The following is a 25,175-nucleotide window of genomic DNA, read 5'->3' as shown; positions in this document are numbered from 1 at the left end:
CAAAGCGGGCGGCGGGGCCCGCGGGGCCCGTGTCCGTTGCATGGCGGTCATGTGACACGTGGGGCCATGGACATGACCGGTCGTTCAGGGCTCAATAAGGTTCGGACGCAACGGACTGAGCCCACTTACGACTTGGAGCTTTCGTGTACCGCAGACTCATCGTCCCGGGCGCTCTCGCCGCCTCCCTGATGCTGGCGATCCCGGCATCGGCCGACGGCTACTCGCCCGGAGCGCCGGGCATCGGCGACCCCTACTACCCGGCCTACGGCAACGGCGGTTACGACGTCTCGCACTACGACCTCCGGCTGAAGTACCAGCCCAAGACGGACCTGCTGGAGGGCACGGCGACCATCCTCGCCACCACCACGCAGGACCTGTCCCGCTTCGACCTGGACTTCGGCCTGAAGGTCAGCGAGGTGCGCGTCAACGGCATCAGGGCCTCCTTCGCCACCTCCGGCGACGAGGAGCTGGAGATCACCCCGGCCGCCGGGCTGCCGAAGGGCACGCCGATCACCATAGTCGTGCGCTACTCGGGCAAGCCGTCCGACGTGAAGCTCTTCGGTTTCACGTCCTGGGCCCGCACGCCCGACGGAGCCGTCGCGGCGAACGAGCCGGAGTCGGCCGCGTGGTGGTTCCCGTCCAACGACCACCCGCGGGACAAGGCCACCTACGACGTGTCGGTGGCGGTGCCCGACGGCACCCAGGCGATCTCCAACGGCGTGCTCACCTCGACCACCTCCCAGCTCGGCTGGACCCGCTACAACTGGCGCTCCGACAAGCCGCAGGCCACCTACCTGGCGACCCTCGCGATCGGCAGGTTCGACATCACGACCGGCACCACCGCGAACGGGCTGCCGGTCGTCAACGCCTACAGCAAGGACCTGGACCCGGCCACGAAGGACGCGGCGCGGGCCTCCGTGGAGCGGACCAGCGAGGCGGTGGAGTTCCTGGAGGGCGTCTTCGGCCCGTACCCGTTCAACGCGGTCGGCGGCTACGTCCCCAACGTGAGCGCCGGCTTCGCCCTGGAGACGCAGACGCGGCCGTTCTACAGCCCGAAGTTCTTCACCAAGGGCTCGAACGTCTCCGTGATCGTGCACGAGCTGGCGCACCAGTGGTACGGCGACAACGTGTCGGTGCACAACTGGGCCGACATCTGGCTGAACGAGGGCTTCGCCTCGTACGCCGAATGGCTCTGGTCGGAGAAGGAGGGCGAGGGGACGGCGCAGGAGCTCGCGGACTACGTCTACGCCCAGCACCCGGCCGACGACCCGTTCTGGACCGTCGCCCCGGGCGACCCCGGTGCCGCGCACCAGTTCGACGACGCCGTCTACGACCGTGGCGCGATGGCGCTCCAGGCGCTGCGCAACGCGGTGGGCGACGACGACTTCTTCGCCATCCTGAAGGGATGGCAGAAGGAGCACGCGTACGGCAACGCCCAGGTGGGCGATTTCGTGAAGTACGCCGAGCGCGTGTCCGGCAAGCCGCTCGCCGACCTCTTCGACACGTGGCTGTACCAGCCGAGCAGGCCCGCCTCCCCCGCGGCCGAGGCGCTGGGCTTCAAGGCCGCGCGGAGCGTTCCGCAGCCGAGGTCCTGGCCCGCGATCGCCCGGGCCCACTCGGGGTCCCGCATCTGAGGTCCCGTCCCTTCGATCCCTTGGGCGCAGGCCGCCCGCCGGGATCCTGGCGGGTCCGTCCGGGAAGCGCCCCGCGCGCCTTCCGGGCGGGCCCGGCCGACCCGCCTACGCCGGAGCGCTCCGGCCCGTCCTGGCCCGATGCGCCTGCGGGAGGTAGCGGAGGCGGTCGGGCAGGAGCGGGACGAGGGCGGCGGTGAGGCGTCCGAAGCGGCGCAGGCGGCGTTCCTGGCGATCGGTCCACGGCAGGCCAAGCGCCTCGCGGGCGTCCGGCGGCATCAGGCCGAGGGTGAGGAAGCGCCGGAAGCGGGCCGCCGGCGGCCACAGCACCGGCCACAGCAGGCGCAGCGCACACCGTACGGGGCGCGGGCCCCGGTCGGGGGGCGGCACCGCGGCACCGGGATCGAGGAGTTCCGCCGCCACCGCCGTCAGCTCCAGTCGCCCCCGCACCACTGCCCGGTAGTAGGGCCAGAACTCCGCCACGCTCGGCGGCATGTCCTGCTCCCGGATCCCGAGCACCCGGCCCACCTGGCGCCACTCCGCGTACAGCCTGCGCTCCTCGGCCGCGGTGAAGGGGCGGCGGTTCAGATAGCGGCGGGTGCGCCGGGCGACGGGGAATCCGGTCGCGTGCACCCAGGCGTAGGTGGTGGGCTCCAGTGCGTGGTACGGACGGCCGTGGGCGTCGGTGCCGCGGATGTCCTCGTGCAGCACCCGCAGCCTGCGGCCCTCCTCGGCGGCGGCCGGCCCGCCGTACACCCACAGCAGCATGGAGCGCAGCGACCGCTCGCCGCGGCCCCACGGGTCGCTGCGGAACGCCGAGTGGTCGTCGACGCCCGCGCCCACCGCCGGATGCGCCACCTGGAGGGTGAAGGCGGCGGGCAGCCCGAGCAGCGTGCGGATGTCGCCCGCGGACTCCCAGAGGATGCCGCCGGGCGGCGGGGGAAGCGGCTGTGCGGGCCCGCTCGTCGGCCGCGCCGCCGCGCCGCCGCCCGACCGCCTGTCGTGTCCGGACATCGTGCGCTCCCGCGCCCGGCCGCCCGGTCCCGGGGCTCGCGGCCCCGGACCTAGCCGGACGGGCTGCCGTAGGGACCGTCCGTACTCCCCCTCCAGTATGCGCACGACCCGACCGGGCCCCCAAGCAGCGCCGGGTCCCGCGGGCGCCGAGGCGCGGGCGCGGCTCAGGAGTCCTTCGGCCCACCGGATCCGCCGGATCCGCCGGGACCGCCGGATCCGCCGCCTGCCGCCCTGGCCACCCTGCGCCGCACCCCGTACCAGCCGGCCACGAGCGCCGCGGCGACGAGCGGGATCAGGTAGAGCGTCTTGCGGCCCACGGCCGGGTCCTTGCCCATCAGCACCAGGACGGAGACCAGGAAGGCGATGGTGACGATCTCGGTGACCGGGCTGCCGGGCAACTGGAAGTGCGGCCGCCGGAGCAGCCCCTCCTTGGCGTGCCGCACGAAGGACAGATGGCAGACCATGATGATCACCCAGGTGCTGATGATGCCGAGCGAGGCGATGTTCAGGACGATCTCGAAGGCGTCCGCCGGCACCAGGTAGTTCAGCCCGACACCCGCCACGCACACCGCGCAGGTGAGCATGATGCCGGCGTAGGGGACCTGGCTGCGGTTCATCCGGGCCGTGGCGCGCGGGGCAGAGCCCGCGGCCGCCATGGAACGCAGGATGCGGCCGGTGGAGTAGAGCCCCGAGTTCAGGCTCGACATGGCGGCGGTGAGCACGACGAGGTTCATCACATCGCCCGCGGCCGGGATGCCGATCTTCGAGAGCACCGTCACGAACGGGCTCTCGTCGGCCGAGTACACCGAGCCCGGCAGCAGCACGGCCAGCAGTATCACCGAGCCGACGTAGAAGAGGCCGACCCGCCACATGATCGAGTTCACCGCCCGCGGTACGACCTTGCGCGGCTCGGCCGTCTCGCCCGCGGCGACGCCGACCAGTTCCAGTGACGCGTAGGCGAACACCACGCCCTGCATCACGACGACGAGGGGCATCAGGCCGTTCGGCAGCAGCCCGCCGTGCTGGGTGATCACACCGAGGCCCGGTGCCCGGCCGTCCACGTGGTGCCGGGTGACCAGTATGAAGATGCCGATGAGCATGAAGCCCACCAGCGCGGCCACCTTGATGATCGCGAACCAGAACTCCATCTCGCCGAAGATCCGCACCGAGATGAGGTTGACCGTGAGCACCACACCGAGCGCGATCAGTGCGAGCAGCCACTGCGGGACCGGGGTGAAGACGCCCCAGTAGTGGGTGTAGAGCGCGATCGCGGTGATGTCGGCGACGCCGGTGGTCGACCAGTTGAGGAAGTACATCCACCCGGCGATGTAGGCACCCTTCTCGCCGAGGAACTCGCGCGCGTACGACACGAAGGAGCCGGACGAGGGACGGTAGAGGACCAGTTCGCCGAGGGCCCGCACCACGCAGAAGGCGAAGACCCCGCAGACGAGGTAGGCGAGGGCCAGCGCGGGCCCCGCCGAGTGCAGGCGGCCGCCGGCCCCCAGGAAGAGCCCGGTGCCGATCGCGCCGCCGATGGCGATCATGTTGACGTGCCGGGCCTTGAGGCTCTTGCTGTAACCGGCGTCGCCCGCGTCCCCGGCCCCGCCCGCCGCCTCCGCGCGGGTGGACGCTGGGGCCGTGTCCCCGGCACGGGCGGGGTTCACGTTGCTCCCGGGGTCTTCGGGCTTCTCGCTCAAGGGGGGCTTTCACTTTCTGGTGCGCCGGAGACGGTCCGGTGTGGGGTGGTGCCACGGTCCGCGGCACCCCCGGTCACGGCGCGCCCGACATGGCGTGCCCCCCTGGAGAGGGCCGGGAGGGCCGGGAGGGGCGGGGGGCCGGGAGGGCCGGACCGACGACGCGCCTTCCCCGGGCGACCGCGCCGCGCGCCGTGGCGTCGATCACCGGAGCGGGACTTCTCACATGCTGGTCAGAGGGCTGCAGGGGGCATTCACATTACTAGTGAGACAGCAATACTGTTGCACCGGATCGCCGGGCATCCGCCGGGAAGCGGTCACCACTGCGCAGGAGGGGAAGGGCGGCCGTCATGACCACCGGGACACAGCAGCCGACGCTGACGGTCGACGAACTGGCCGCCCGTGCGGGCATCACGGTGCGCACCGTCCGCTTCTACAGCACCCGCGGGCTGCTGCCGCCGCCGGTGATAGGCCCGCGCAGGGTCGGCAGGTACGGGCAGGAGCACCTGTCACGGCTCGCGCTGATCGAGGAGTTGCAGCACCAGGGGATGACGCTGGCCGCCATCGAGCGGTACCTGAAGGGGCTGCCGGCCGACCTCAGCGCCCAGGACCTGGCCATCCACCGCGCCCTGGTGGCGTCCTGGGCTCCGGACTCCGCGGAGGAGGTCTCGCGCACGGAGCTGGAGCGCCGCGCGGGCCGCCCCCTCACCGAGGGCGACCTGGCACGGCTGGCCGCCCTGGAGGTGGTCGCACCGGCCGGCGGGGGCGAGGCGTTCCTGGTGGACCGGGGGTTGCTGGGCCTCGGTGTGCAACTGCTGGACGTGCCGATCGCGCACGAGACGATCCTCGCGGCCCGCGCCGTACTGCTCCGGCACAGCCGCGCCGCGGCCGCCGAGCTGTCCCGGATGTTCCGGGCCGAGGTGGGCGGGCACCCGGACGGCGACGCGGACCCCGAGCGGGCGGCGGCCGTGCGGTCCCTGTCGGCGCACATGCAGCCGCTCGTGGTGCAGGCGCTGGTGACGGCCTTCCAGCGGTCGCTCCAGCAGGAGGTCCGCCAGTGGCTCGGGGACTCCTGAGCCACTGCCCTCCCGGGCCGACCGGCAGGGCGCGGGCGGTCGCGCGAGCGGTCGCGACGAGGCCGCGGGGCGCGACCGGCCGCCGGGGCCTACGGGACCTTCCGGAGCTGTCCGTGCCCCGTGCCGCCCGGTGGCCACCGGGCGGTTGCGGACGGTGTCCCGCCCCCGGAGGGGACGAAGGCGACGCGACGCCACCGGCGCCCCCACCGGCACACCCGCCGGTGCGGGCCCGCCCACCGGCGCAGGCCGCCCGAACGGCGCCACCGTGGTCACGTGGCACCGCGAGGGGCGGCACCGTGGGGCGCGCACCCGGACGAGCCGCACTCAGGGGGCGGCACCGGGGTCACCCCCGGTCGCTGAAGCGCTCTCCCCGCTCCGCCTTCTCGACCAGCAGCGCCGGCGGGGTGAAGCGCTCGCCGTAGCGTTCCGCCAGCTCGCGGGCGCGGGCCGCGAAGCCTGCGGGGCCGCCCTCGTAACCGTTGATGTACTGGAGCACACCACCGGTCCAGCCCGGGAAGCCGATGCCGAGGACGGAGCCGACGTTCGCGTCGGCCACCGAGACCAGCACGCCCTCCTCCAGGAGCCGGACGGTGTCCAGCGACTCGGCGAAGAGCATCCGCTCCTGCATGTCCCGCAAGGGGATGCCGGCGCCCTGTGCGGCCGGCCGGGTGAAATGCTCGCGCAGCCCCGGCCAGAGCCCGGTGCGCCGGCCGTCCGCGTAGTCGTAGAAGCCGGCACCGCCGCTCCTGCCGGTGCGGCCGAACTCCTCGACCATGCGGTCGACGACCGCCTCCGCGGGGTGCGGCCGCCAGGTGCCGCCGGCCTCCTCGACGGCCCGCCTGGACTCGTCGCGGATCCTGCGCGGCAGGGCGAGGGTGAGCTCGTCCATCAGGGCGAGGACCTTGGCGGGGTAGCCGGCCTGCGCCGCGGCCTGCTCGACGGACGCGGGCTCGACGCCCTCCCCGACCATCGCCACGCCCTCGTTGATGAACTGCCCGATGACGCGCGAGGTGAAGAAGCCGCGGGCGTCGTGGACCACGATGGGGGTCTTGGAGATCTGCCTGACCAGGGAGAATGCGCGGGCCAGGGCCTCACCGCCGGTCCGCTCGCCCTTGATGATCTCGACCAGGGGCATCCTGTCCACCGGAGAGAAGAAGTGCAGCCCGACGAAGTCCGAGGGCCGCTGCACACCTTCGGCCAGCAGCCCGATGGGCAGCGTGGAGGTGTTGGAGCAGAGCAGCGCGTCGGGCTCGACGATGCCCTGCACCTCCTGGAAGACCTTGTGCTTGAGCGCCGGGTCCTCGAAGACGGCCTCGATCACGGCGTCGCACCCTGCGAGGTCCTGCGGGTCGGCGGTGGGCCTGATCCGGGCGAGCAGCGCGTCGGCCTTCTCCTGGGTGGTGCGGCCCTGGGCGACGGCCTTGGCGCACAGCTTCTCCGAGTGGGCCTTGCCCTGTGCCGCCCTCTGGTCGGAGACGTCCTTGAGGACGACCTCGATCCCGGCGCGGGCGCAGGAGTAGGCGATGCCCGCGCCCATCATCCCGGCGCCGAGCACGGCGACCTTGCGGACATTGCGCGGCTCGGCGGCGGCCGCGGCACCCGCCACGGCCTTGAGGCCGGCCCCCGAGTTGACCGCCTGCAGGTCGAAGAAGAAGGCCTGGATCATGTTCTTGGCGGTCTGGCCCGTGACCAGTCCCGTGAAGTAGCGGCCCTCGATGACCTGTGCCGTCTCGAAGTCGACCTGGGAGCCCTCGACGGCGGCGGCGAGGATGGCGCGGGGTGCGGGGTAGGGCGCGCCGCCGGTCTGCTTGCGCAGGTTGGCGGGGAAGGCGGGCAGGTTCGCGGCGAACTCGGGGTCCGCGGGTGTGCCGCCCGGGATGCGGTGGCCGGGCTCGTCCCAGGGCTGGCGGGACTGCGGGTGGGTGTCGATGAAGGCACGGGCCCGGGCGAGCATGTCCTCGCGGGTGTCGGCCACCTCGTGGACGAGTCCGGCGGCGAGGGCCCGCCGCGGGCTGTGCCGGGTGCCCTGCAGCAGCACCTTCAGCAGCGCGTCGGCGACGCCGAGCAGCCGTACGGTGCGCACCACGCCTCCGCCGGCCGGCAGCAGCCCGAGCGTGACCTCCGGCAGGCCGATCTTCGAGCCGGGCGCGTCGAGCGCGACGCGGTGGTGGCAGGCGAGGGCGATCTCGTAGCCGCCGCCGAGGGCCGCGCCGTTCAGAGCGGCGACGACCGGCTTGCCCAGGGTCTCGATGCGGCGCAGGTCGCGCTTGATGCGCATGCTCCTGTCGAAGGCGTCCTGCGCGTGCTCAGGGCGTACGGCGATCAGGTCGCGCAGGTCGCCGCCGGCGAAGAAGGTCTTCTTGGCGGAGGTGACGATGACCCCGCGCACGCTCTCCCGTTCGGCTTCGAGCCGGTCGGCGACGGCGGACAGCGAGGCGGTGAAGGCCCCGTTCATGGTGTTGGCGGACTGGGCGGGATCGTCGAGGACCAGGGTGACCACACCGGTTGCGTCCTGTTCCCAGCGGATCGTCGAGGGCACGGCGGGTGCTGCGGACGCTGCGGGTGCCGGCGGCTCTGCGGGCACTGCGGACTCGCTCATCTGGCTTTCTCCGTGAGGGTGGGCGAAGGGGGGCGGCTCGGGGCGGCTCGGGCGCGCTGCGCGGGTCACAGCCGCTCGACGACGGTGGCGACGCCCATGCCCCCGCCGACGCAGAGGGTGACCAGGCCGTAGCGCCCGTCGCGGCGCTCCAGTTCGTCGACGAGGGTGCCGAGGATCATGGCGCCGGTGGCGCCGAGCGGGTGGCCGAGCGCGATCGCGCCGCCGTTCACGTTGACCTTGTCGAGCGGCAGCCCCATCTCCTTGACGAAGCGGAGCACCACCGCGGCGAACGCCTCGTTGATCTCGACGAGGTCGATGTCGTCGATCGTCAGGCCGGCCTTCGCGAGTGCCTTGCGCGTGGCGGGCGCGGGCCCGGTGAGCATGATGGTGGGCTCGGACCCGGAGACGGCCGCGGAGACGATCCTGGCGCGCGGCGTGAGGCCGTACCGCTCCCCCACCGCCCTGGAGCCCACGGCGACCAGTGCGGCGCCGTCCACGATGCCGGAGGAGTTGCCCGCGTGGTGGACGTGGTCGATGGCCTCCACCCAGTGGTACTTCTGCAGGGCGACGGCGTCGAAGCCGCCCAGCTCGCCCAGGTCGGCGAAGGACGGCCTCAGCCCGGCCAGGGTCTCGGCGGTGGTGCCCGGGCGCAGGTGCTCGTCGTGGTCGAGGACGACCAGGCCGCTGCGGTCGCGCACCGGCACGACCGACTTCCCGAACCGCCCGTCCTTCCAGGCCGCGGCGGCGCGCTCCTGCGAGAGCGCCGCGTACTCGTCGACGTCGCGCCGCGAGAACCCCTCCAGGGTCGCGATGAGATCGGCACCGACGCCCTGCGGGACGAAGCCGGTGTCCAGGTTGGTCATGGGGTCGGCGAACCAGGCGCCGCCGTCCGAGGCGATCGGCACCCGCGACATCGACTCGACGCCGCCGGCGAGCACCAGGTCCTCCCAGCCCGAGCGGACCTTCATCGCCGCCAGGTTGACCGCCTCAAGCCCGGAGGCACAGAAGCGGTTCTCCTGGACGCCGGCGACGGTGTCGGGCAGCCCGGCGGCGATGGCCGCGATCCGGGCGATGTCGGAGCCCTGGTCGCCGATCGGGCTGACGACACCGAGCACGATGTCGTCGATGGCGGCCGGGTCGAGGCCGGGGAAGCGGGCGCGCATCTCGTGGATCAGGCCGACGACGAGGTCGATCGGCTTGGTGCCGTGCAGCGCGCCGTTGGCCTTGCCCCGCCCGCGCGGGGTGCGGATCGCCTCGTACACGTACGCTTCGGTCGGCGCGGTCATCGTGGTGGCCTCCTTAGGCCTGTGCCGGGCTGGGCCGGCCCGTGCGGGCCGGCGTTCGTCGTCGTCATGGCGCCATGGTGGCGCGGGACGCGCGGGTGTGCCGTCATGGTGCCGCCCGGCGCGCTGCGGTGAGGCCCGGCACGTCCCAGTCACGGGCCACCCCGGCCGTGTCGGCGCCGGGGCGGGCGGGTGCGGAGCGCACCGCCGCCGGGGTGCCGGAGAAGCGGGGCGCGGGGGCGGGCTGGGTGATGCCGGCGTACTCGGTGAAGGTGCCGCGGGCGGCGAGGTGGGGGTCGGCGGGCGCCTCACGCAGCGAGAGCACCGGGGCCACGCAGGCGTCGGAGTCCGCGAAGACCTCGGTCCACTCGGCACGGGTGCGGGTCGCGAACCGCGCGGCGACCGCGGCCCGCAGCTCTTCCCAGCGGGCCGGATCGTCGCGCTCGGGCAGCTCGCCTGCGATGCCGAGCAGGCGCACGAACTCGTCGTAGAACCGCCGCTCCAGGGCGCCGACCGCCATGTGGCCGCCGTCCGCGGTGCGGTAGCAGCCGTAGAAGGGGCAGCCGCCGTCCAGCAGGTTGGCGCCGCGCCGGTCCTGCCAGGCGCCGGCCGCCAGCATGCCGTGGATGAGCGTGGACAGGTGGGCGGCGCCGTCCACGATCGCGGCGTCCACGACCTGGCCGGTGCCGGTGGCGCGGGCGTGGTGCAGGGCCGCGAGGAGGCCCACGACGAGGTAGAGCGAGCCGCCGGCGAAGTCGCCGAGCAGGTTCGCGGGGATGGCGGGCGGGCCGTCCGCGGCGCCGATCATGCCGAGGGTGCCGGTGCGCGCGATGTACGCCAGGTCGTGCCCGGCGCGGCCGGCCAGCGGGCCCTGCTGGCCCCAGCCGGTCATCCGGCCGTAGACGAGCCGCGGGTTGCGGGCCAGACAGGGCTCGGGGCCGACGCCCAGCCGCTCGGCGACGCCGGGGCGGAAGCCCTCGACGAGGAGGTCCGCGCGGGCCACGAGCGCGAGGAGGAGTTCGGGGCCCGCGGGCGACTTGAGGTCGATCAGGACGGAGCGCTTGCCGCGTCCCGTGAGGTCGTGCGCGGGGTCCAGGGCCAGGTCCGCACCGCCGGGCCGGTCCACGCGGACGACGTCGGCGCCGAGGTCGGCGAGGAGCATGGCGGCGAACGGGCCGGGGCCGATGCCCGCCAGCTCCACCACCCGCACTCCGAAGAGCGGTCCCGGCCCCGCCGTCTTGGGGGACTGTGCGGACCCTGCCGTCGCCATCGGGCCCCCAGCTCTGTGACACAACCGATGTAACAGTGATGATGTTAGGAACAGGCCGCGGCCGACACAAGGCTTGCGGCAAGCAAGCGCTCAGTTCTGGCTCCGCTCCCGGGCCTCGGGTGTGCTCCCGGGTCCGTCCCCGGGCTCAGGGGGCTTGCCCCACGGCACGGGCGGGTGGCCGGGCGCACGGGGTTGGTGGAGAGTGGCCGCGCGCAGCGCACGCCGGCAGAGGGCGTCCGCGTGCCTGGTGGACTCCGGGAGCCGGAAGCGCGGGGCGAGCCGGAGGGTGTGCGCGCAGGCCGTCTCCAGGTCCACGCGGTGGCCCACCGAGACGAAGACCGGCCTGACGCCGTCCTGGGTGCGCAGCGCGCGCCCGACCACCTCACCGCCGTCCAGCAGCGGCGAGGTCGAGCCCCGCGCCGCGGGCGGGTCGGCGCAGGAGAAGGTGAACGGGTTCTTCGCGACGCCCAGGGCGGGCAGGCCGGTGAGCACGCCGAGGTGGCTCGCGAGGCCGAAGCGCCGCGGATGGGCCCGGCCGTACCCGTCGCACACCACGAGGCCCGGGTCCCCGGCGAGCGAGTCCAGGGCGGCGAGCACGGCGGGCAGTTCACGGAAGGCCAGCAGCCCCGGCACGTACGGGAACGCCACCGGGCCGGCCGCCGTGGCCTCCTCGACGACGGTGAGCGTGGCCGCGTCCAGTACCACGGCCGCCGCGACGACGACGTCCCGCTCGTCGTCGTAGGCGACGTCGACGCCTGTCACCCGGCCGGTGCCGGGCGGCGGGCCCGGCTCGTCGAGCACGACGCGCCCGCGCAGTTCGCGCTGGACCGCCCTGGCGTGCTCCTCGGTGGCGGGCCAGTCGGCGGGGACGGGTGCGAAGATCGGCACGGCCATGGTGGGCACGAGGATACGGGCCGCGCGGCGCCGTCCCCGACAGGGTCCCGGCAGTGTTCGCGCCGGAACCCACCCGCCCTCACCCCGGCGCCGGAGGCCGCGGGGGCGGTGGTGCCGCGGCACGCGGCCCGGCCCGACGAGCGCCTCGCCGCCGGGGACTTCTCCACCGCCGCGGCCGAGGACACCCGGGACAGCGGCGACCGTCGCCGTGGCGCCCGACCGGGCGGCTCGCGAACGGCCCCCCGGGTCGGGTCCGTTCGCGACCGCGGGCGTCCGCTCGTACCGGATCGCGGGTTCTTTTCGTACCGCATCGTGGACTTCACGGCGTTCCGGACGGCGAGCGAACTCGCCGCCCACCGCGAGCAGTCCGGCCGGGGCCCGGTCTGATCGCAGGTCAGCGGCCCGCTGCCCGGGTCCGTCCGGCAAGCAGGAACCGGACGCGCACCGGGAGGCGTGAAGGCGGTGACAGAGGTCACTCGACAGGGCATGCACGGAACCGGCCGTTCATCCGTCTTTTCCCATGGGGGCCGTGCCGTTCCGGCGGCCTCCGCAGTCCCACCGTCCGTCCAGGAAGCGCGCGTCACCATTTCACGCCGTAAAGCCGTCAGCAGGGAGCAGGCGATGTCCACCGTCATCGAGCAAGCCGTAGAGGCCCGCCTGGTCGCCGCCGCGCCACGCATGCCCACCATTTCCGCCACCCTCCACTATGACCGGAGTGACCCCTTCGCCGTCCGTATGACCTTTCCCGCCCCGGCGACGCTGGAAGGCGTCGAGGTGTGCTGGACCTTCGCCCGTGAACTGCTGGCCGCCGGCCTGGAGGACGCCGTGGGCGAGGGCGACGTCCGGGTGCGCCCCTACGGCTACGAGCGCACGGTCCTCGAGTTCCACGCCCCCGAGGGCACCGCTCTCGTCCATGTCCGCAGCCACGAGCTGCGCCGCTTCCTGCGACGTACGGAGACCCTGGTCGCGACGGGCGACGAGGAGCGGTACGTGGACCTCGACCACGACCTCGCGGAACTGATGCGGGACGCCTGCTGACGCCGCCGCGGCAGCCGGTCAGCCTCCGCCCGACGTGGCCGCGACGATCGCCAGCGCCCTGACCTCCCCGATCACCTGCCGCAGCGCGGGGCCGGCCGCGCCGGCCCGCTCCGCAAGGGCCTCGATCCGCTCCTTGTGGCGCCTGCGCTCCCGGCCTGACACCACCGTGCGCAGTTCCGCCGCGGCCACGAGCGCCACCAGTGCGGCACCGTCCTTCGGCACCTCGGCCGTCGGCACGGGCCCCGTCAGGACGTCGCGCACGTCCGCGCGCAGTACCGCGACCGCGTCGGTGCGCACCGGCTCGAAGCCCGCCTTGGGGAAGAGACCGAGTATCCGCCGCCGCCGGGGACGCAGCCATCCGTCGGCGGTCAGTTGTTCGCGCACCTCGGCGAGGGTGACCCGGGCGCGCAGGCTCACCCATGACTTCCAGGTGCGCGGCCGGGACTCCGCGACGAGTTCCAGCAGCCCGTCCAGGGCGCGGTCGCCGGTGCGGGCGTCGGCGTCCGCGGGCGTCACGATGCCGTCCTCGTCGGCGAGCAGACCGCGCTGCGCCAGTTCGGTGAGCGCGCCCGCGCGCACCAGGTGGTGCAGATGCGCTCCGCCCGCCGGTCTACCGCGCCCGGCGTCCCAGGCGAGCAGGTAGAGCCGGGCGGGCAGCGAGGGCGGCGGAGGTGGCGGGACGGGCACGGGAGTTCCCTTCGCTGGGGCCCCGGCGCGGCCCGCCGGGGGCCCGGACACGGCAGGCCCCCGGCCGCGCGGCCGGGGGCCACCACGATAGGCCGCCGGCACCGCCGGGAGGAGAACGGCGGGGCGTACGCGCCCCATCCGGCGCGCCCCCCTGGCACCGCTCACGCCCCCGGTCACCCCCGCTGACCAGCGCATGAACGATCCGTCTTCGAAACCGCCACTCCAAAGGACTTCTTTCGACCGATTCCGGCAGGCATCATGGCCGCCGTGCCATCCCAGAAGGTCTTGATCCGCCGCCCAGGCCCCCGCCTCGCCGAAGGCATCCTCACCCGCAAGGAGCGCTCCCCCGTGGACGTGCGCCTCGCGCTCCACCAGTGGGAGACGTACGCGGCCACGCTGCGCTCCCACGGCTGGGAGACGGTGGAGGTCGAGCGGGCCGAGGAGTGCCCCGACTCGGTCTTCATCGAGGACACCGTCGTCGTCTTCCGCAACGTCGCCCTGATCACCCGGCCCGGCGCCCGCGCCCGGCGCGCCGAGACGGTCGGGGTCGAGCAGGCCGTGGCCCGGCTCGGCGCCTCGGTGAACTGGGTGTGGGAGCCCGGCACCCTGGACGGCGGTGACGTCCTGAAGATCGGCGACACCCTCTACGTGGGCCGCGGCGGGCGCACCAACGCGGCGGGCGTCCAGCAGCTCAGGGCGGCCTTCGAACCGCTCGGGGCACGGGTGGTCGCGGTGCCCGTGGCCCAGGTGCTGCACCTGAAGTCCGCACTGACCGCGCTGCCCGACGGCACGGTCATCGGGTACGCACCGCTGGTGGACCAGCCGTCGCTCTTCCCCCGCTTCCTGCCCGTTCCCGAGGAGACCGGCTCCCAGGTGGTGCTGCTCGGCGGCAACAAGCTGCTGATGGCCGCGAGCGCTCCGAAGACCGCCGAACTGCTGGCCGAGCTGGGCCATGAGCCGGTGATCGTGGACATCAGCGAGTTCGAGAAGCTGGAGGGCGGCGTGACGTGCCTGTCGGTGCGGCTGCGGGAGCTGTACGCCTGAGCCGGCCTGGCCGCCCCGTGTCCGGGCGGGCGTCCTGCCGCTCTTCCCTGCCCGCCCGACGCGACTCCTTCTGAGCGACTGCCCCGCGCGGGGCCTTCGACCGGCAGGGGCCGGCCGCGCGGCACAGGCGGCGCCCCGCGCGGGCGCTCACGCCGCGAGCGGCCCCTCCAGCACGGCGAGGCCCGCGCCGCGGTCGCCCTTCCAGGCGAATCCGGGCCCGTCGGCCGGCAGCCGCCCCCAGAGCATCAGCAGCAGTTGCCCGGCCGGGCCGGCGACGGCGGCCACGGGCGAACCGGGGCCGTAGACCCAGGAGCCTCCGGTGTCGGTGGCGTCGAGGCGGAGCGCCTGCCGGGGCGGGCGGGTCCGGCCGCGGGCGATCCGCCGCGGCGCGAGGGTGTCGAGCACCTCGGCCACCCCCTCGCCCGCCAGTTCCGCGTCGAACGGCCGTGCGCCGCCCAGCGCCTGCTCCGCGTCCCACCGGTGGACCAGCGTCTCCAGGCACCGGCGGCGCTGCCAGAAGCCGACCGTGTGCGGCGGGTGGAAGGTCCAGGCGGGCGTGGCCGGGTCCGTGTCGAGCGCGTCCAGCAGGGTCGCGGCCGCCTCGTCGAACCACCGCAGCAGCAGGCCCGGGTCGCGGGGCGCGGGCGGCGCCCGGAAGTCGCCGCGGCCCTCGGTCACGGCGGCCGCGGCCGCCAGGCCGGAGCGGCCGAGGTGCTCGGCGAGGTCGTGCAGGGTCCAGTCGCCGCAGGTCGCCACGGGCACCGCGAGGTCGGCGCCGAGACAGCTACGGAAGGCACCCAGCTCACGGTCGAGGTGGCGGAGGAAGGAGGCATGGTCCATGTCCGGAACCTAGCCGACGGTCCTGTCGATCCCGTGGTTCGCCCGCCTCAGGACGAGTCGTCGCGCCGCAGGTCGTGCCGCTCCTTCTCGGAGAGCCCGCCCCACACGCCGAACCGCTCGTCATGGGTGAGCGCGTACTCCAGGCACGCCTCGCGCATCTGGCACAACTGGCATATGCGCTTGGCCTCCCGAACGGAGCTGCCCGGCTCGGGGAAGAAGAAATCGGTGCCGACCTGTGCGCAGAGTGCCTGCTGCTGCCAGGCGATGTCGGTCCCGATGGTGCTGTCGATCCGCATGGTTCGGCATCGTTCCGGGCCGCGCAAAACAACCGATCAACGACTCATCAACGCGCCGCGAAAGCCCCTCCGGCACGGCCAGTGTAGGGGCCGCGGCAGCATAAGCCACGGCGCCGCGCCCGGCGCGCCGCCCGTGCGCCGCGAATCCCCGGCACCCTCGCGCACCCGCACCCGCAAGGTCACCGCCCGCTGGGCGCGAGCACCGCGAACCTGGCCCCGTACGGGTCGGCGAGCTGTGCGATGCGGCCCACGTCCTCGATGTCCACCGCCGTCCCCAGGGCCCTGCCGCCCAGCTCCTGCACCCTGCCGCGGGCGGCGTCGGCGTCCGGGACCGCGAAGTACGGCAGCCAGTAGGGGGTGGAGGCCCGCGGGTCGGCGGAGAGCGGCACCAGGCCGCCGAAGCCGGCGTCCTCGCCGCCGCCGGCCGGGGAGGCGATGGTGTACGTGCCGCCGCTGTACGGCATCTCCTCGGTGGTCCAGCCGAGTGCCGAGCCGAAGAACTCGGCGGCGGCCTGGACGTCGGGGGTGTACAGCTCGGTCCAGCACAGGGCGCTCTTCTCGTTCACCGTGTCCAGCCCCTTGTTGGCGGCGGGCTGCCAGACTCCGAAGGGAGTGCCCGCGGGGTCGGCCAGCACCGCCATCCGGCCCTGGTCCATCACGTCCATCGGCTTGAAGCGCACGGAGCCGCCGGCGTCCTCGGCGGCCTGGGCGGTGGTGTCCGCGTCGGAACTCTGGAAGAAGATGCTCCATGCGGGCGGGCCCTGGTCGGGATCGACGGTCATACCGCCGGCGACCACCTTGCCGTTCAGCCGGAACATTCCGTACCCGCCGGCGTCGGGTCCGGCCAGGCGGTAGTCCCAGCCGAACAGGTCGCGGTAGAAGGCCTGGGCACCGCCCATGTCGGGAGTGGCCAGGTCCAGCCAGTTCGGGGCGCCGTCGACGAAACGGGTGGTGAGCATGTGCACTCCTTGGGTTCCCGGGTGCTCTGGCACCGAGTCTGGCACCGCCCACCGCGGCGCGCCGCCCGAGTGCGACGGGCACGGAAGCGCCGGAGCCGCCCGCGCGCACCCGGCGGGAGAACGCTCTCGGCGCGAGCCTCCGTACCCGCCGCAGGCTCGGGGCGTGGCTCCCCGGAGCCCCGGTGGCTCAGGCCGAGGCGCGGCGCACCAGGGTCGTCTGGGTGACGACGGGGGCGGGCTCGGCGCCCGGCGCCTCCCGGACGACGGTGCCGGGCGGCTGGCCGCGGTCCCGGCCGTGCAGCAGCAGGCGGGCCATCAGGCGGCCCATCCCCTCGATGTCCTGGCGGACCGTGGTCAGCGGCGGATCGGTCTGCTCCGCGACGTGCAGCATGTCGTCGAAGCCGACCACCGCGACGTCCTCGGGGACCCGCAGACCGCGCTCGCGCAGCACCCTGAGCGCGCCGGCGGCCGACAGGTCGTTGGCGGCGAAGACCCCGTCGAGGTCGGGACAGCGGTCGAGCAGGTCGCGCATGGCCCGTTCGCCGCCCGCCGAGGTGAAGTCGCACTCCTCGATCAGACGCGGGTCGGCGCCCGCCAGGACCTCGCGGTAGCCGTCCAGGCGGTCCACTGCCGAGGTCTGGTCGAGCGGCCCGGTGATGTGCGCGATCCGGGTGCGGCCCAGCGCCACCAGGTGCCTGACGGCGTCCCGGGCCCCGCCGCGGTTGTCGCAGTCGACGTACGGCACGTCGCGCCTGGTGTCCGACCAGTAGGGCCGGCCGCCGAACACGGTGGGCACGCCGGTGGCGCGCACGATGCCGGGCAGCGCGTCGTCCAGGTGCAGCGAGAAGGCGAGCGCGCCGTCGACGTGGCCGCCCGCGAGGTAGCGCCCCACGCGCGCGTAGTCGTCCGGGCCCTCGGTGAGCAGCAGGACGAGCTGGGAGTCGTGCGCGGCGAGCTCCTTGCTGATGCCGCGGAGCTGGAGTCCGAAGAACGGGTCGGCGAAGATCCGCGTCTCGGGCTCCGCCACGACCACCGCGATGGCGTCGTGCCGCCGGGTCACCAGGCTGCGCGCGGCCTGGTTGGGCACGTAACCGAGCTCCTCGACCGCGCGCCTGACCCGCTCGGCGAGCGACTTCCGCACGCCCGTGCTGCCGTTGACGACACGGGAAACCGTGGCCCGTGACACCCCGGCACGTGCGGCCACGGCCTCCAGTGTGGGACGCGGATCGGTCGTCGGTTGGCTCACCTTCGGGCTCCTGTGACTGGGGTGGACGACTGGTCTCGACCACCCTAGCCGCGGTGGCGCACAGGAGAGAGCGCTCCCCGCGGGCGACCGGCGTGTCGTCCGCACGGGTGATATCCGAGGTGGGACGGGGCGCAGCGGGCGGCGCGCCGGCGTCTCAGTGGTGGTGCGCCTCGTAGTCCGGAATGGTGCCGTCCGCCTTCTTGACGAGGAAGCGGCCGACCATGCCCATGTCGGAGTGGCTCTGCACGTGGCAGTGGTACATCCAGGCGCCCGCGCCCACGCCCTCGCCCGCGATCACCTGGAAGCCGAAGGAGTCGCCGGGGCCCACGATCTTGTTGTCCACCACCTGGCTGGGGTCGTCGGGACCGGTGAGCAGGCCGGTGCGGTTGTCGGCCCAGCGGTGTCCGTGCAGGTGGAAGGTGTGGTAGTACTCGCCGTGCGTGATCGAGACGAACTCGACCCGTTCGCCGACGGTGGCCTCCAGGTCGGGCCCGGCGGGCAGGTTGTTGATGGTCATGTCGTTGAAGACGATCGTGAAGGTCCGCTCCGGCAGGATGTCGCCCTTCCTGCGGACGATCACCGGTCCGTAGAGCCCGGCGCGCAGGCCGCCGGTGCCGTGCTCGGTGCCGACGACGTGGTCGTGGTAGTGCCAGTAGCCGGCGCTGCCCGCCCGCCAGGTGCCGTCCGCGCGGCGGCCCGGGGCGTGGGTGCGCCAGGTGTAGGTGCGGGTGCCGCCCGGCTCCACGTGGCTGTGCGTCATCGCCGTGCCGTCGCTGGTGATCTCGTAGTCCACGCCGTGCACGTGCAGGCTCGCCGCCACGTCCATGGTGTTCTCGAACTCGATGTGCAGGGTGTCGCCCTCGTTGAGCTCGATCAGCGGGCCCGGGACGGTCGCCTTCCCCTTCTCCAGGCCGTAGCCCATCCGGCCGTCCGGAAGCTTCTCCGCGTACATCCTCAGGTGCCGGACCTCGCCGCCCGCGGGTGCCGTCGCGGCGGGCCGGGCGGCGGCCGCGGCCGCCGTGGGGCGTGTCGCGGCGACCGCGGCCGTGCCGAGGGCGGCCGCCGCCGCGCCCCCGGCGAGGAGGCGGCCGGTGAAGGCCCGTCTGCCCAGTGCCGCCGGCCGCGCGGCGGGGCCGGCGTCCGCCGCCGCACCGCCCTCAGCGCCCGCCGCCGTGCCGCGTGTCTCGCCCGTCGCGTCGTTCATCGCCGAACTCCCCTTCCTGGTACGGAGACTCACGGGGCGCACGAGTACCCCGGGGACGGCCACACGGTAGCTGTGCACCCCTCGTTTATCCACACTCAGGACAAAGTTTGTTCCATTGCGGTGATACCTATTGGCGAACCATGAAAAGAGGTCTAGCTTCATCGGCGCTGTTGCTATGACCGATGAGGGGTGGGTGACGACATGCGGTTCACACCGCATCAAAAGCCCTCAGCCGCACCAGGGTTGAGCAGAGCAAGACGCCACAGACCGGGCCGTGCGGGTCGCGGCCTGTCCGCCGTGCTGGCCGCCGGAGCGCTGGCCGCGGGCGTGCTGGCGGGGCCGACCGCCGCCGCACGGCCGAACCCGGCCGACGTGGCGGCCGCCATGGACCTTCCGTCGCCTCCGGGCGGCGCCGACGTCAAGGTGCTGTTGTTCTACGGCTCGGCCGCCGAGGGCGACGAGCCGCCCACCGTCGACGCGGGCATCGAGGCCATCGAGCGGATCGGCGGGACGGGGCCGGCCGCCCAGCACTTCAAGGTGCAGGCCACCGACGACGCCGCCGTCTTCACCAACGCCAGGAAGATGGGCTCCTACAACGCCGTGGTCTTCCTCACCGGCGGCGGAGACGTGCTCGACCCGGACCAGGAGGCCGGTCTTGAGGCGTACATGGAGGCGGGCGGCGGCTTCGTCGGCATCCATGACGCGGCCCGTGCGGAGCCGTACTCCGACTGGTTCACCGGCCTGATCGGCGCCCGGCCCGTCGGCGGGCCGCCGACCGGCGTGCAGCGGGCCACCGTCGAGGTGGGCGACCGGGTCAACCCGGCCACCAGGGACCTGCCACTTCAGTGGCAGCGCCCGGACCAGTGGTTCAACTGGCAGCAGAACCCGTCCGGCACGGTGCACACCGTGGCCCGGGTGCGCGAGTCGACGTACCGGCCGGGCACCGGCGCCAACGGCTGGGACCACCCCGTGTCCTGGTGCCGCGACTACGACGGCGGCCGCTCCTTCTACACCGCCATGGGCGGCACCGCCTCCTCCTACGACGAGGCGGACTTCCGCACCCATCTGCGCGGCGCACTGCTGTGGACGACCCGGTTGGTGCGTGCCGACTGCAAGGCCACCATCACCGCGAACTACAAGGCGGAGCGGGTCACCAGGCCCGACCGGCCCGGGCAGAGCGACCAGATCGGCGAGCCGCACGGCATGACCATCGCGCCGGACGGGCGGGTGCTCTACATCGGCCGCGGCGGCCCGAACGGCAACCAGCCGGTGGTCACCGACTGGAACGACCCGAACGTCGGCCGCGGCAAGGGCCAGATCCACGTCTACGACCCGAAGACCGGCAACGTCACCCTCGCCGCGGAACTGGACGTCTTCGGCAACAAGGGCAGCGGCGACGAGCTCACCAAGATCGAGGAAGGCCTGGTGGGCATCGAGCTCGACCCCGGGTTCGAGGACAACGGCTGGGTGTACGTGTACTACACGCCGTTCTCCGGACTGAACCGCGAGACGCAGATGGACACCCGGCAGGTCTCCCGCTTCACCCTGGACAGGGCCACCAACAAGATCGACCCGGGCAGCGAGAAGGTGCTGCTGAAGTGGCCGGCCCAGGTGCACAGTTGCTGCCACGCGGGCGGCGGGATGTCCTGGGACTCCAAGGGCAACCTGTACATCGCGGTCGGGGACAACAACTCCTCCCTGTTCAGCGACGGGTACTCCGGCAACAACCCGCAGCCCAACTACAAGGGCGTCTCCTTCGCGGACGCGCGCCGCACCGCCGGCAACACCAACAACCTCAACGGCAAGATCCTGCGCATCCACCCGGAGCCGGACGGCACGTACACCATCCCGGAGGGCAACCTCTTCACCGGCAAGGAGACCGACGAGGGCGGCGGCAAGACCCGCGGCGAGATCTACGTCATGGGCGTGCGCAACCCGGCGCGGATCCACGTCGACAAGAAGACCGACATCCTCTACGCCGGCTGGGTGGGACCGGACTCCGGCACCCCGTCGCCCACCTGGGGCCCGGCCAAGTACGACCAGTTCGCCGTGATCACCAAGCCGGGCAACCGCGGCTGGCCCTACTGCATGGGCAACAAGCAGCCCTACCGCGACCGCAACCTGCCCGACCCGACCAAGCCGCTGGGCTGGTACGACTGCGACCACCCGAAGAACGAGTCGCCGAACAACGACGGCCTGGTCAACCTGCCGCCGGTGACCGGCAACAACATCTGGTACTCGCCGCAGGGCGGCGCCCCGGACTACCCGCGCGACGCGAACGGCGTCCCGTCGTACAAGCCGGAGGAGGCCAGCTACCTGCTGCCGTGGCTCAAGGGCGGCGGCCAGGCCACGATGGACGGCCCCGTCTACCGCTACGACGCCGGGAGCGCGGGCCCGAACGCCTGGCCCCGGTACTGGGACGGCAAGTGGTTCGTCGGTGACTTCTACGACCAGGACCAGCCGAGGAACGCCGTCGTCATGGACCCGAAGACCATGGGCGACGGCGGGCTCCCGGTGCACTCGGAGTCGCTGAAGAAGATCATCCCGACCGGCAACGACGGCATCGCGAACCTGATGGACTGGGAGTTCGCACCGGACGGCTCGCTCTACGTCCTCGACTACGGACGCGGATTCTTCACCTCGGACGAGCACTCGGCGCTGTGGCACGTGACCTACACCGGCGGCGCCCCGACCCCGGCCGCCGCGAACCTGGCGAGGAAGGCGCAGTGATGACGGGCACCGTACGCAAGGAGAGATCCGCGGGGCTGCCGGTGGGCGGCCGCCGGCGCGGCCGGCATCCGTGGCCGGCGCTGCTGGCCTGCCTGGTGATGGTGCTCGGCCTCGGCTCCACGGCGGCCTACGGGCGCACCGCGGAGCCGGGCGGCACGGCCGCGGCCCAGACGCTGACCTGGACCGCGGGCGACGACATCACGGCATACACCTCCGCGCCCGCCACCGCGGTGGCGGGCCCGGCCACCCTCGTCTTCGAGAACAGCGCGGCCACCGGCAACACCACCGGCATGCCGCACACCCTCACCTTCGACGTCTCCGACGCGCAGTACAACAACGACGTCAAGGCCAACATCATGGCGAGCCCCACCGACGCGGAGGGCGGCAGGCACACCCAGGAGGTCACCCTCACCCCGGGCACCTACCACTACTTCTGCTCGATGCCCGGGCACACCTCGATGAGCGGCACCCTGGTCGTCACCGACGGCGGTGGCGGCGGCGAGGACACCACGGCCCCCACGACGTCCGCGGACGTCGGCGGGCAGCAGAACGAGGACGGGGCCTACGTCGGCTCCGCGACCGTGACGATCGGCGCGAGCGACGACGGCTCAGGCGTGGACACCGTCGAGTACGCGCTCGACGCGGACGGCGCCTGGCAGCCGTACACCACCGCGCTGGTCGTCGACCAGGTCGGCCCGCACACCGTCCGCTACCGCGCCACCGACAAGGCGGGCAACACCGCCGCGGAGAAATCCGTCGACTTCACGGTGGCCGCACCGCCGACGGACGACACCACGGCACCGGACACCTCGGCCACCGTCACCGGCGAGAAGGACGCGAACGGCGCCTACGTCGGCACGGCGACGGTGACCGTGACGGCCTCGGACACCGGCTCCGGCGTCAACACCATCGAGTACGCCCTCGGTGCGGACGGCGCCTGGCAGTCCTACACCGCACCGGTGATGGTGCACGAGCCCGGCGACCACCAGGTGCGCTACCGGGCCACCGACAAGGCGGGCAACACCGCCGCGGAGAAGTCCGCCGACTTCACGGTGGTGGCCCCGCCCGCCGACGACACCACACCCCCCGAGGTGAGCGCGAAGGTCACCGGCGAGAAGAACTCCGACGGCGCCTACCTCGGCAAGGCCACGGTGACGGTGACCGCGGCCGACGACGGCTCGGGCGTGGCGTCCGTCGAGTACTCGCTCGACGGCGGCCCCTACCTCGCCTACGCCAATCCCGTGGTCGTCGACCGGGCAGGCGCGCACGGCGTCGCGTACCGGGCCGCCGACGAGGCGGGCAACACCAGCGAGGCGCGGACGGTGTCGTTCACCGTCGCCCCCGGCGGCGGCGTGCCCCCACCGCCCTGCGCCGAGTACGACGAGCGCGAGACGGTGTTCGTGGGCGCCGTCGACACCGGCGTCCCCAACCGCGTGACCGACAACAGGTGCCGGATCAACGAGCTCATCGAGGACGAGAAGGAATGGACCTCCCAGGCGCTGTTCCTCAAGCACGTCAAGGCGGTCACCGACCGCCTGCGGAAGGACGGTGTGATCGACCGGCGCGAGTACCGGGTCATCAACAGGGCGGCGAAGCAGTCCGGCATCGGCAGGCCGGGCCAGACCGAGGGCTACCAGCAGATCTTCGACGGCACCCAGAAGTCCCTGGACCGCTGGGAGCAGGTCGGCGGCGGCTCGTTCAAGCTGAACGAGGACGGCTCGATCACCAGCCAGCAGGCGAACAACCTGGGCATGCTCTGGTATCCGGTGCGCAAGTACGGTGACTTCTCGCTGAAGTTGCAGTGGCGCGACGACGCCGCGGGGGATGCCAACGCCAACGGCGGTGTCTTCGTGCGGTTCCCCCAGGTGCACGACAACCCGTTTGAGTCCCGTCCGGAATGGGTGGCCATCGAGTACGGCCACGAGATGCAGGTCCTGGACAGCCCCACGGGGGACATGTACAAGACCGGGTCGGTCTACGGCTTCGACCGGGTCGGGCTCGCCGGGGCGATGGTCACCCCGAAGGGCACCTGGAACGACTACGAGATCCGCGTGGTCGACCAGCACTTCCAGTTGTACCGCAACGGCAAGCTGATCAATGAGTTCGACAACAACGGCGGGCAGGTCTTCGAACCGCCGCGGTCCGACGACCCGGGCACGGACGGGCGGCGCTGGGCGGAGGGCTACATCGGGCTCCAGGTGCACAGCACCGCCGACCGGATCTCCTACCGGGACGTCCGGATCAGGGAACTGTAGCTCCACGGCCACCACGGGCCCCTCCCCCGGCACCCCCGGCGGAGGGGCCCGCTGCGGCAAACCGCACAAGGCCCCCACCAGCAACCGAGAACACACCGCAAGTCCCGGCGAAACGGGGCGCGGGGAACTGCGCGGTACCCGCACCGGCCAGCAGCCGAAAGCACCACGAGAACCCCCACCCACCCGTAAGGGGCGCGGGGAACTGCGCAACACCACCCACCGGCCGACAGCCGAAGGCCCCGAAGCCGAAGGCCAACGAAGCCGAATGCCCCGAAGCCAACCGACCGCGAAAGACCGACCACGAAAGACCCACCGCGAAAGACCGAGGCGCGGCTCACTCCGTGCGCCGCGCCCTGCTCGGCTGCACCCGCTTGGGCTCACCCGCCACCTTCGGGTGCTCCGGCGGATAGGGCAGATCACCGAGCCCGTGGTCACGCTCGTCGCGCCGGGCCAGCTCCAGCAGCCCGTCCAGCGACCAGCGCCGGTCGTCCATGTCCGCGTGCACGTCGCCGAGCGCGGCGTAGCGGGCCGGCATGGTCGCCAGGTCGAAGTCCTCGGGTGCCGCCGCGTCCAGCTCGTCCCAGCCCAGCGGCGCGGAGACCGGCGCACGGGGCCGGGGGCGCACCGAGTAGGCGGAGGCGATGGTGCGGTCCCGGGCGGTCTGGTTGTAGTCCAGGAAGATGCGCGCGCCGCGCTCCTCCTTCCACCAGGCGGTGGTCACCCGGCCCGGCATCCGCCGCTCCAGCTCCCGCCCGCAGGCGATCGCGGCGCGGCGCACCTGGGTGAAGGTCCACAGCGGCTCGATGGGGACGAAGACGTGCAGTCCGCGGCCGCCGGAGGTCTTGGGCCAGCCCTTCAGGCCGTACTCCTCCAGGACCGCCCTGAGTTGGTGGGCGGCACGTACCGCGTCGGTGAAGTCGGTGCCGGGTTGCGGGTCTAGGTCGAGCCGCAGCTCGTCGGGGTGGTCGGTGTCGGCGCGCCGGACCGGCCAGGGATGGAACGTGAACGTGCCGTACTGCGCCGCCCACACGACCGCGGCCACCTCGGTCGGGCACATCTCGTCGGCGTACCGCCCACTGGGAAAGGTGATGTGGGCGGTGGGGATCCAGTCGGGGCGGTTCTTGGGGGCGCGCTTCTGGAAGAAGGACTCGCCGGCCACGCCCTCGGGGTAGCGCTCCAGGGTGGTGGGACGCTCGCGCAGCGCCCTCACGATGCCGTCGCCGACGGCCAGGTAGTACAGGGCGAGGTCCAGCTTGGTGAAGCCGCGCTCCGGGAAGTAGACCTTGTCCGGGCTGGTCAGCCGCACGGTGCGACCGCCCGCGTCGAGTTCGACCGCCGCGCCCTTGCCGCTCGCACCCATGCCGCCACGGTAGACCCCGGGGCCACCGGGCGCATATTGTTCGGATCCGTTGCAG

Annotated in this window: 19 protein-coding genes; 6 read left to right on the top strand and 13 right to left on the bottom strand. The window is 73.2% G+C overall.

The window, feature by feature from the left end; all coding sequences use genetic code 11:
* Positions 1 to 143: 143 nt before the first annotated feature.
* Positions 144 to 1,634, top strand: coding sequence for a M1 family metallopeptidase (locus IE313_RS20810; RefSeq protein WP_189934410.1), 1,491 nt, complete (start codon positions 144 to 146; stop codon positions 1,632 to 1,634).
* 105 nt (positions 1,635 to 1,739) lie between these two features.
* On the opposite strand, the gene IE313_RS20805 is transcribed toward IE313_RS20810, so the two are convergent.
* Positions 1,740 to 2,645 (bottom strand): oxygenase MpaB family protein, encoded by a 906-nt coding sequence (locus tag IE313_RS20805; RefSeq protein WP_189934408.1) that lies wholly within the window; start codon positions 2,643 to 2,645, stop codon positions 1,740 to 1,742.
* 164 nt (positions 2,646 to 2,809) lie between these two features.
* A complete protein-coding gene (locus IE313_RS20800; protein WP_229924812.1) occupies positions 2,810 to 4,342 on the bottom strand; it encodes an amino acid permease in 1,533 nt (510 codons plus the stop codon).
* 347 nt (positions 4,343 to 4,689) lie between these two features.
* On the opposite strand from IE313_RS20800, the gene IE313_RS20795 reads away from it, so the two are divergent.
* Entirely contained in the window at positions 4,690 to 5,415 is a 726-nt protein-coding gene (locus tag IE313_RS20795) for a MerR family transcriptional regulator (protein ID WP_189934406.1), read from the top strand.
* 343 nt (positions 5,416 to 5,758) lie between these two features.
* On the opposite strand, the gene IE313_RS20790 is transcribed toward IE313_RS20795, so the two are convergent.
* The 4 genes from IE313_RS20790 to IE313_RS20775 form a co-directional block, all read right to left on the bottom strand.
* Positions 5,759 to 8,014 carry a 3-hydroxyacyl-CoA dehydrogenase NAD-binding domain-containing protein gene (locus tag IE313_RS20790; protein WP_308439196.1) on the bottom strand — a complete coding sequence of 752 codons (2,256 nt, stop codon included), beginning with the start codon at positions 8,012 to 8,014 and terminating at the stop codon, positions 5,759 to 5,761.
* A 65-nt stretch (positions 8,015 to 8,079) separates the two neighbouring features.
* The gene (locus IE313_RS20785; protein ID WP_189934404.1) at positions 8,080 to 9,300 is read right to left on the bottom strand and encodes an acetyl-CoA C-acetyltransferase; all 1,221 of its coding nucleotides are present in this window, start codon (positions 9,298 to 9,300) and stop codon (positions 8,080 to 8,082) included.
* A 103-nt stretch (positions 9,301 to 9,403) separates the two neighbouring features.
* Positions 9,404 to 10,567, bottom strand: a complete 1,164-nt coding sequence (locus tag IE313_RS20780) for a CaiB/BaiF CoA transferase family protein (protein WP_189934402.1) — start codon at positions 10,565 to 10,567, stop codon at positions 9,404 to 9,406.
* Between the two features lie 90 nt (positions 10,568 to 10,657).
* Positions 10,658 to 11,461 (bottom strand): endonuclease V, encoded by an 804-nt coding sequence (locus tag IE313_RS20775; protein WP_189934400.1) that lies wholly within the window; start codon positions 11,459 to 11,461, stop codon positions 10,658 to 10,660.
* A 621-nt stretch (positions 11,462 to 12,082) separates the two neighbouring features.
* Here IE313_RS20775 and ssgD point away from each other — a divergent pair.
* Entirely contained in the window at positions 12,083 to 12,499 is a 417-nt protein-coding gene (ssgD, locus tag IE313_RS20770) for a spore wall synthesis regulator SsgD (protein ID WP_189934398.1), read from the top strand.
* 18 nt (positions 12,500 to 12,517) lie between these two features.
* On the opposite strand, the gene IE313_RS20765 is transcribed toward ssgD, so the two are convergent.
* The gene (locus IE313_RS20765) at positions 12,518 to 13,186 is read right to left on the bottom strand and encodes a GOLPH3/VPS74 family protein (RefSeq protein WP_229924811.1); all 669 of its coding nucleotides are present in this window, start codon (positions 13,184 to 13,186) and stop codon (positions 12,518 to 12,520) included.
* A gap of 267 nt (positions 13,187 to 13,453) precedes the next feature.
* Between IE313_RS20765 and ddaH the strand changes: the two genes are divergently transcribed.
* A complete protein-coding gene (gene ddaH / locus IE313_RS20760; protein ID WP_189934396.1) occupies positions 13,454 to 14,230 on the top strand; it encodes a dimethylargininase in 777 nt (258 codons plus the stop codon).
* Positions 14,231 to 14,377: 147 nt separating this feature from the next.
* Here ddaH and IE313_RS20755 read toward each other — a convergent pair whose 3' ends face one another.
* From IE313_RS20755 to IE313_RS20735, 5 genes are all read right to left on the bottom strand, one after another.
* Positions 14,378 to 15,070 (bottom strand): maleylpyruvate isomerase family mycothiol-dependent enzyme, encoded by a 693-nt coding sequence (locus IE313_RS20755; RefSeq protein ID WP_189934394.1) that lies wholly within the window; start codon positions 15,068 to 15,070, stop codon positions 14,378 to 14,380.
* Between the two features lie 47 nt (positions 15,071 to 15,117).
* Entirely contained in the window at positions 15,118 to 15,366 is a 249-nt protein-coding gene (locus IE313_RS20750; protein WP_189934392.1) for a WhiB family transcriptional regulator, read from the bottom strand.
* Between the two features lie 179 nt (positions 15,367 to 15,545).
* Positions 15,546 to 16,325, bottom strand: coding sequence for a VOC family protein (locus IE313_RS20745; protein WP_189934390.1), 780 nt, complete (start codon positions 16,323 to 16,325; stop codon positions 15,546 to 15,548).
* A 187-nt stretch (positions 16,326 to 16,512) separates the two neighbouring features.
* Positions 16,513 to 17,571 carry a LacI family DNA-binding transcriptional regulator gene (locus tag IE313_RS20740; protein WP_229924810.1) on the bottom strand — a complete coding sequence of 353 codons (1,059 nt, stop codon included), beginning with the start codon at positions 17,569 to 17,571 and terminating at the stop codon, positions 16,513 to 16,515.
* 154 nt (positions 17,572 to 17,725) lie between these two features.
* Entirely contained in the window at positions 17,726 to 18,682 is a 957-nt protein-coding gene (locus IE313_RS20735) for a multicopper oxidase domain-containing protein (RefSeq protein ID WP_189934488.1), read from the bottom strand.
* Positions 18,683 to 18,976: 294 nt separating this feature from the next.
* Here IE313_RS20735 and IE313_RS20730 point away from each other — a divergent pair, with 294 nt between their 5' ends.
* Both IE313_RS20730 and IE313_RS20725 read left to right on the top strand, forming a co-directional pair.
* Positions 18,977 to 21,505, top strand: coding sequence for a ThuA domain-containing protein (locus tag IE313_RS20730; protein ID WP_189934388.1), 2,529 nt, complete (start codon positions 18,977 to 18,979; stop codon positions 21,503 to 21,505).
* 98 nt (positions 21,506 to 21,603) lie between these two features.
* Positions 21,604 to 23,760, top strand: a complete 2,157-nt coding sequence (locus IE313_RS20725; RefSeq protein ID WP_229924818.1) for an OmpL47-type beta-barrel domain-containing protein — start codon at positions 21,604 to 21,606, stop codon at positions 23,758 to 23,760.
* A gap of 334 nt (positions 23,761 to 24,094) precedes the next feature.
* Here IE313_RS20725 and ligD read toward each other — a convergent pair whose 3' ends face one another.
* Positions 24,095 to 25,120: a non-homologous end-joining DNA ligase gene (ligD, locus tag IE313_RS20720; protein WP_189934385.1), complete on the bottom strand. Its 1,026-nt coding sequence runs from the start codon at positions 25,118 to 25,120 to the stop codon at positions 24,095 to 24,097.
* Between the last annotated feature and the right edge of the window lie 55 nt (positions 25,121 to 25,175).

This window comes from Streptomyces sulfonofaciens (assembly GCF_014656295.1).
Classification (GTDB): Bacteria; Actinomycetota; Actinomycetes; order Streptomycetales; family Streptomycetaceae; genus Streptomyces; species Streptomyces sulfonofaciens.
This window is presented reverse-complemented; position numbering and strand designations above follow the sequence as displayed.

Bases quoted from the DNA above. Each gene is read 5' to 3' on its own strand.
- IE313_RS20805 (WP_189934408.1), bottom strand. From the start codon at position 2,645: ATGTCCGGACACGACAGGCGGTCGGGCGGCGGCGCGGCGGCGCGGCCG.
- IE313_RS20795 (WP_189934406.1), top strand. From the start codon at position 4,690: ATGACCACCGGGACACAGCAGCCGACGCTGACGGTCGACGAACTGGCC.
- IE313_RS20790 (WP_308439196.1), bottom strand. From the start codon at position 8,014: ATGAGCGAGTCCGCAGTGCCCGCAGAGCCGCCGGCACCCGCAGCGTCC.
- IE313_RS20785 (WP_189934404.1), bottom strand. From the start codon at position 9,300: ATGACCGCGCCGACCGAAGCGTACGTGTACGAGGCGATCCGCACCCCG.
- IE313_RS20780 (WP_189934402.1), bottom strand. From the start codon at position 10,567: ATGGCGACGGCAGGGTCCGCACAGTCCCCCAAGACGGCGGGGCCGGGA.
- IE313_RS20775 (WP_189934400.1), bottom strand. From the start codon at position 11,461: ATGGCCGTGCCGATCTTCGCACCCGTCCCCGCCGACTGGCCCGCCACC.
- ssgD (WP_189934398.1), top strand. From the start codon at position 12,083: ATGTCCACCGTCATCGAGCAAGCCGTAGAGGCCCGCCTGGTCGCCGCC.
- IE313_RS20755 (WP_189934394.1), bottom strand. From the start codon at position 15,070: ATGGACCATGCCTCCTTCCTCCGCCACCTCGACCGTGAGCTGGGTGCC.
- IE313_RS20750 (WP_189934392.1), bottom strand. From the start codon at position 15,366: ATGCGGATCGACAGCACCATCGGGACCGACATCGCCTGGCAGCAGCAG.
- IE313_RS20745 (WP_189934390.1), bottom strand. From the start codon at position 16,325: ATGCTCACCACCCGTTTCGTCGACGGCGCCCCGAACTGGCTGGACCTG.
- IE313_RS20730 (WP_189934388.1), top strand. From the start codon at position 18,977: ATGCGGTTCACACCGCATCAAAAGCCCTCAGCCGCACCAGGGTTGAGC.
- IE313_RS20725 (WP_229924818.1), top strand. From the start codon at position 21,604: ATGGTGCTCGGCCTCGGCTCCACGGCGGCCTACGGGCGCACCGCGGAG.
- ligD (WP_189934385.1), bottom strand. From the start codon at position 25,120: ATGGGTGCGAGCGGCAAGGGCGCGGCGGTCGAACTCGACGCGGGCGGT.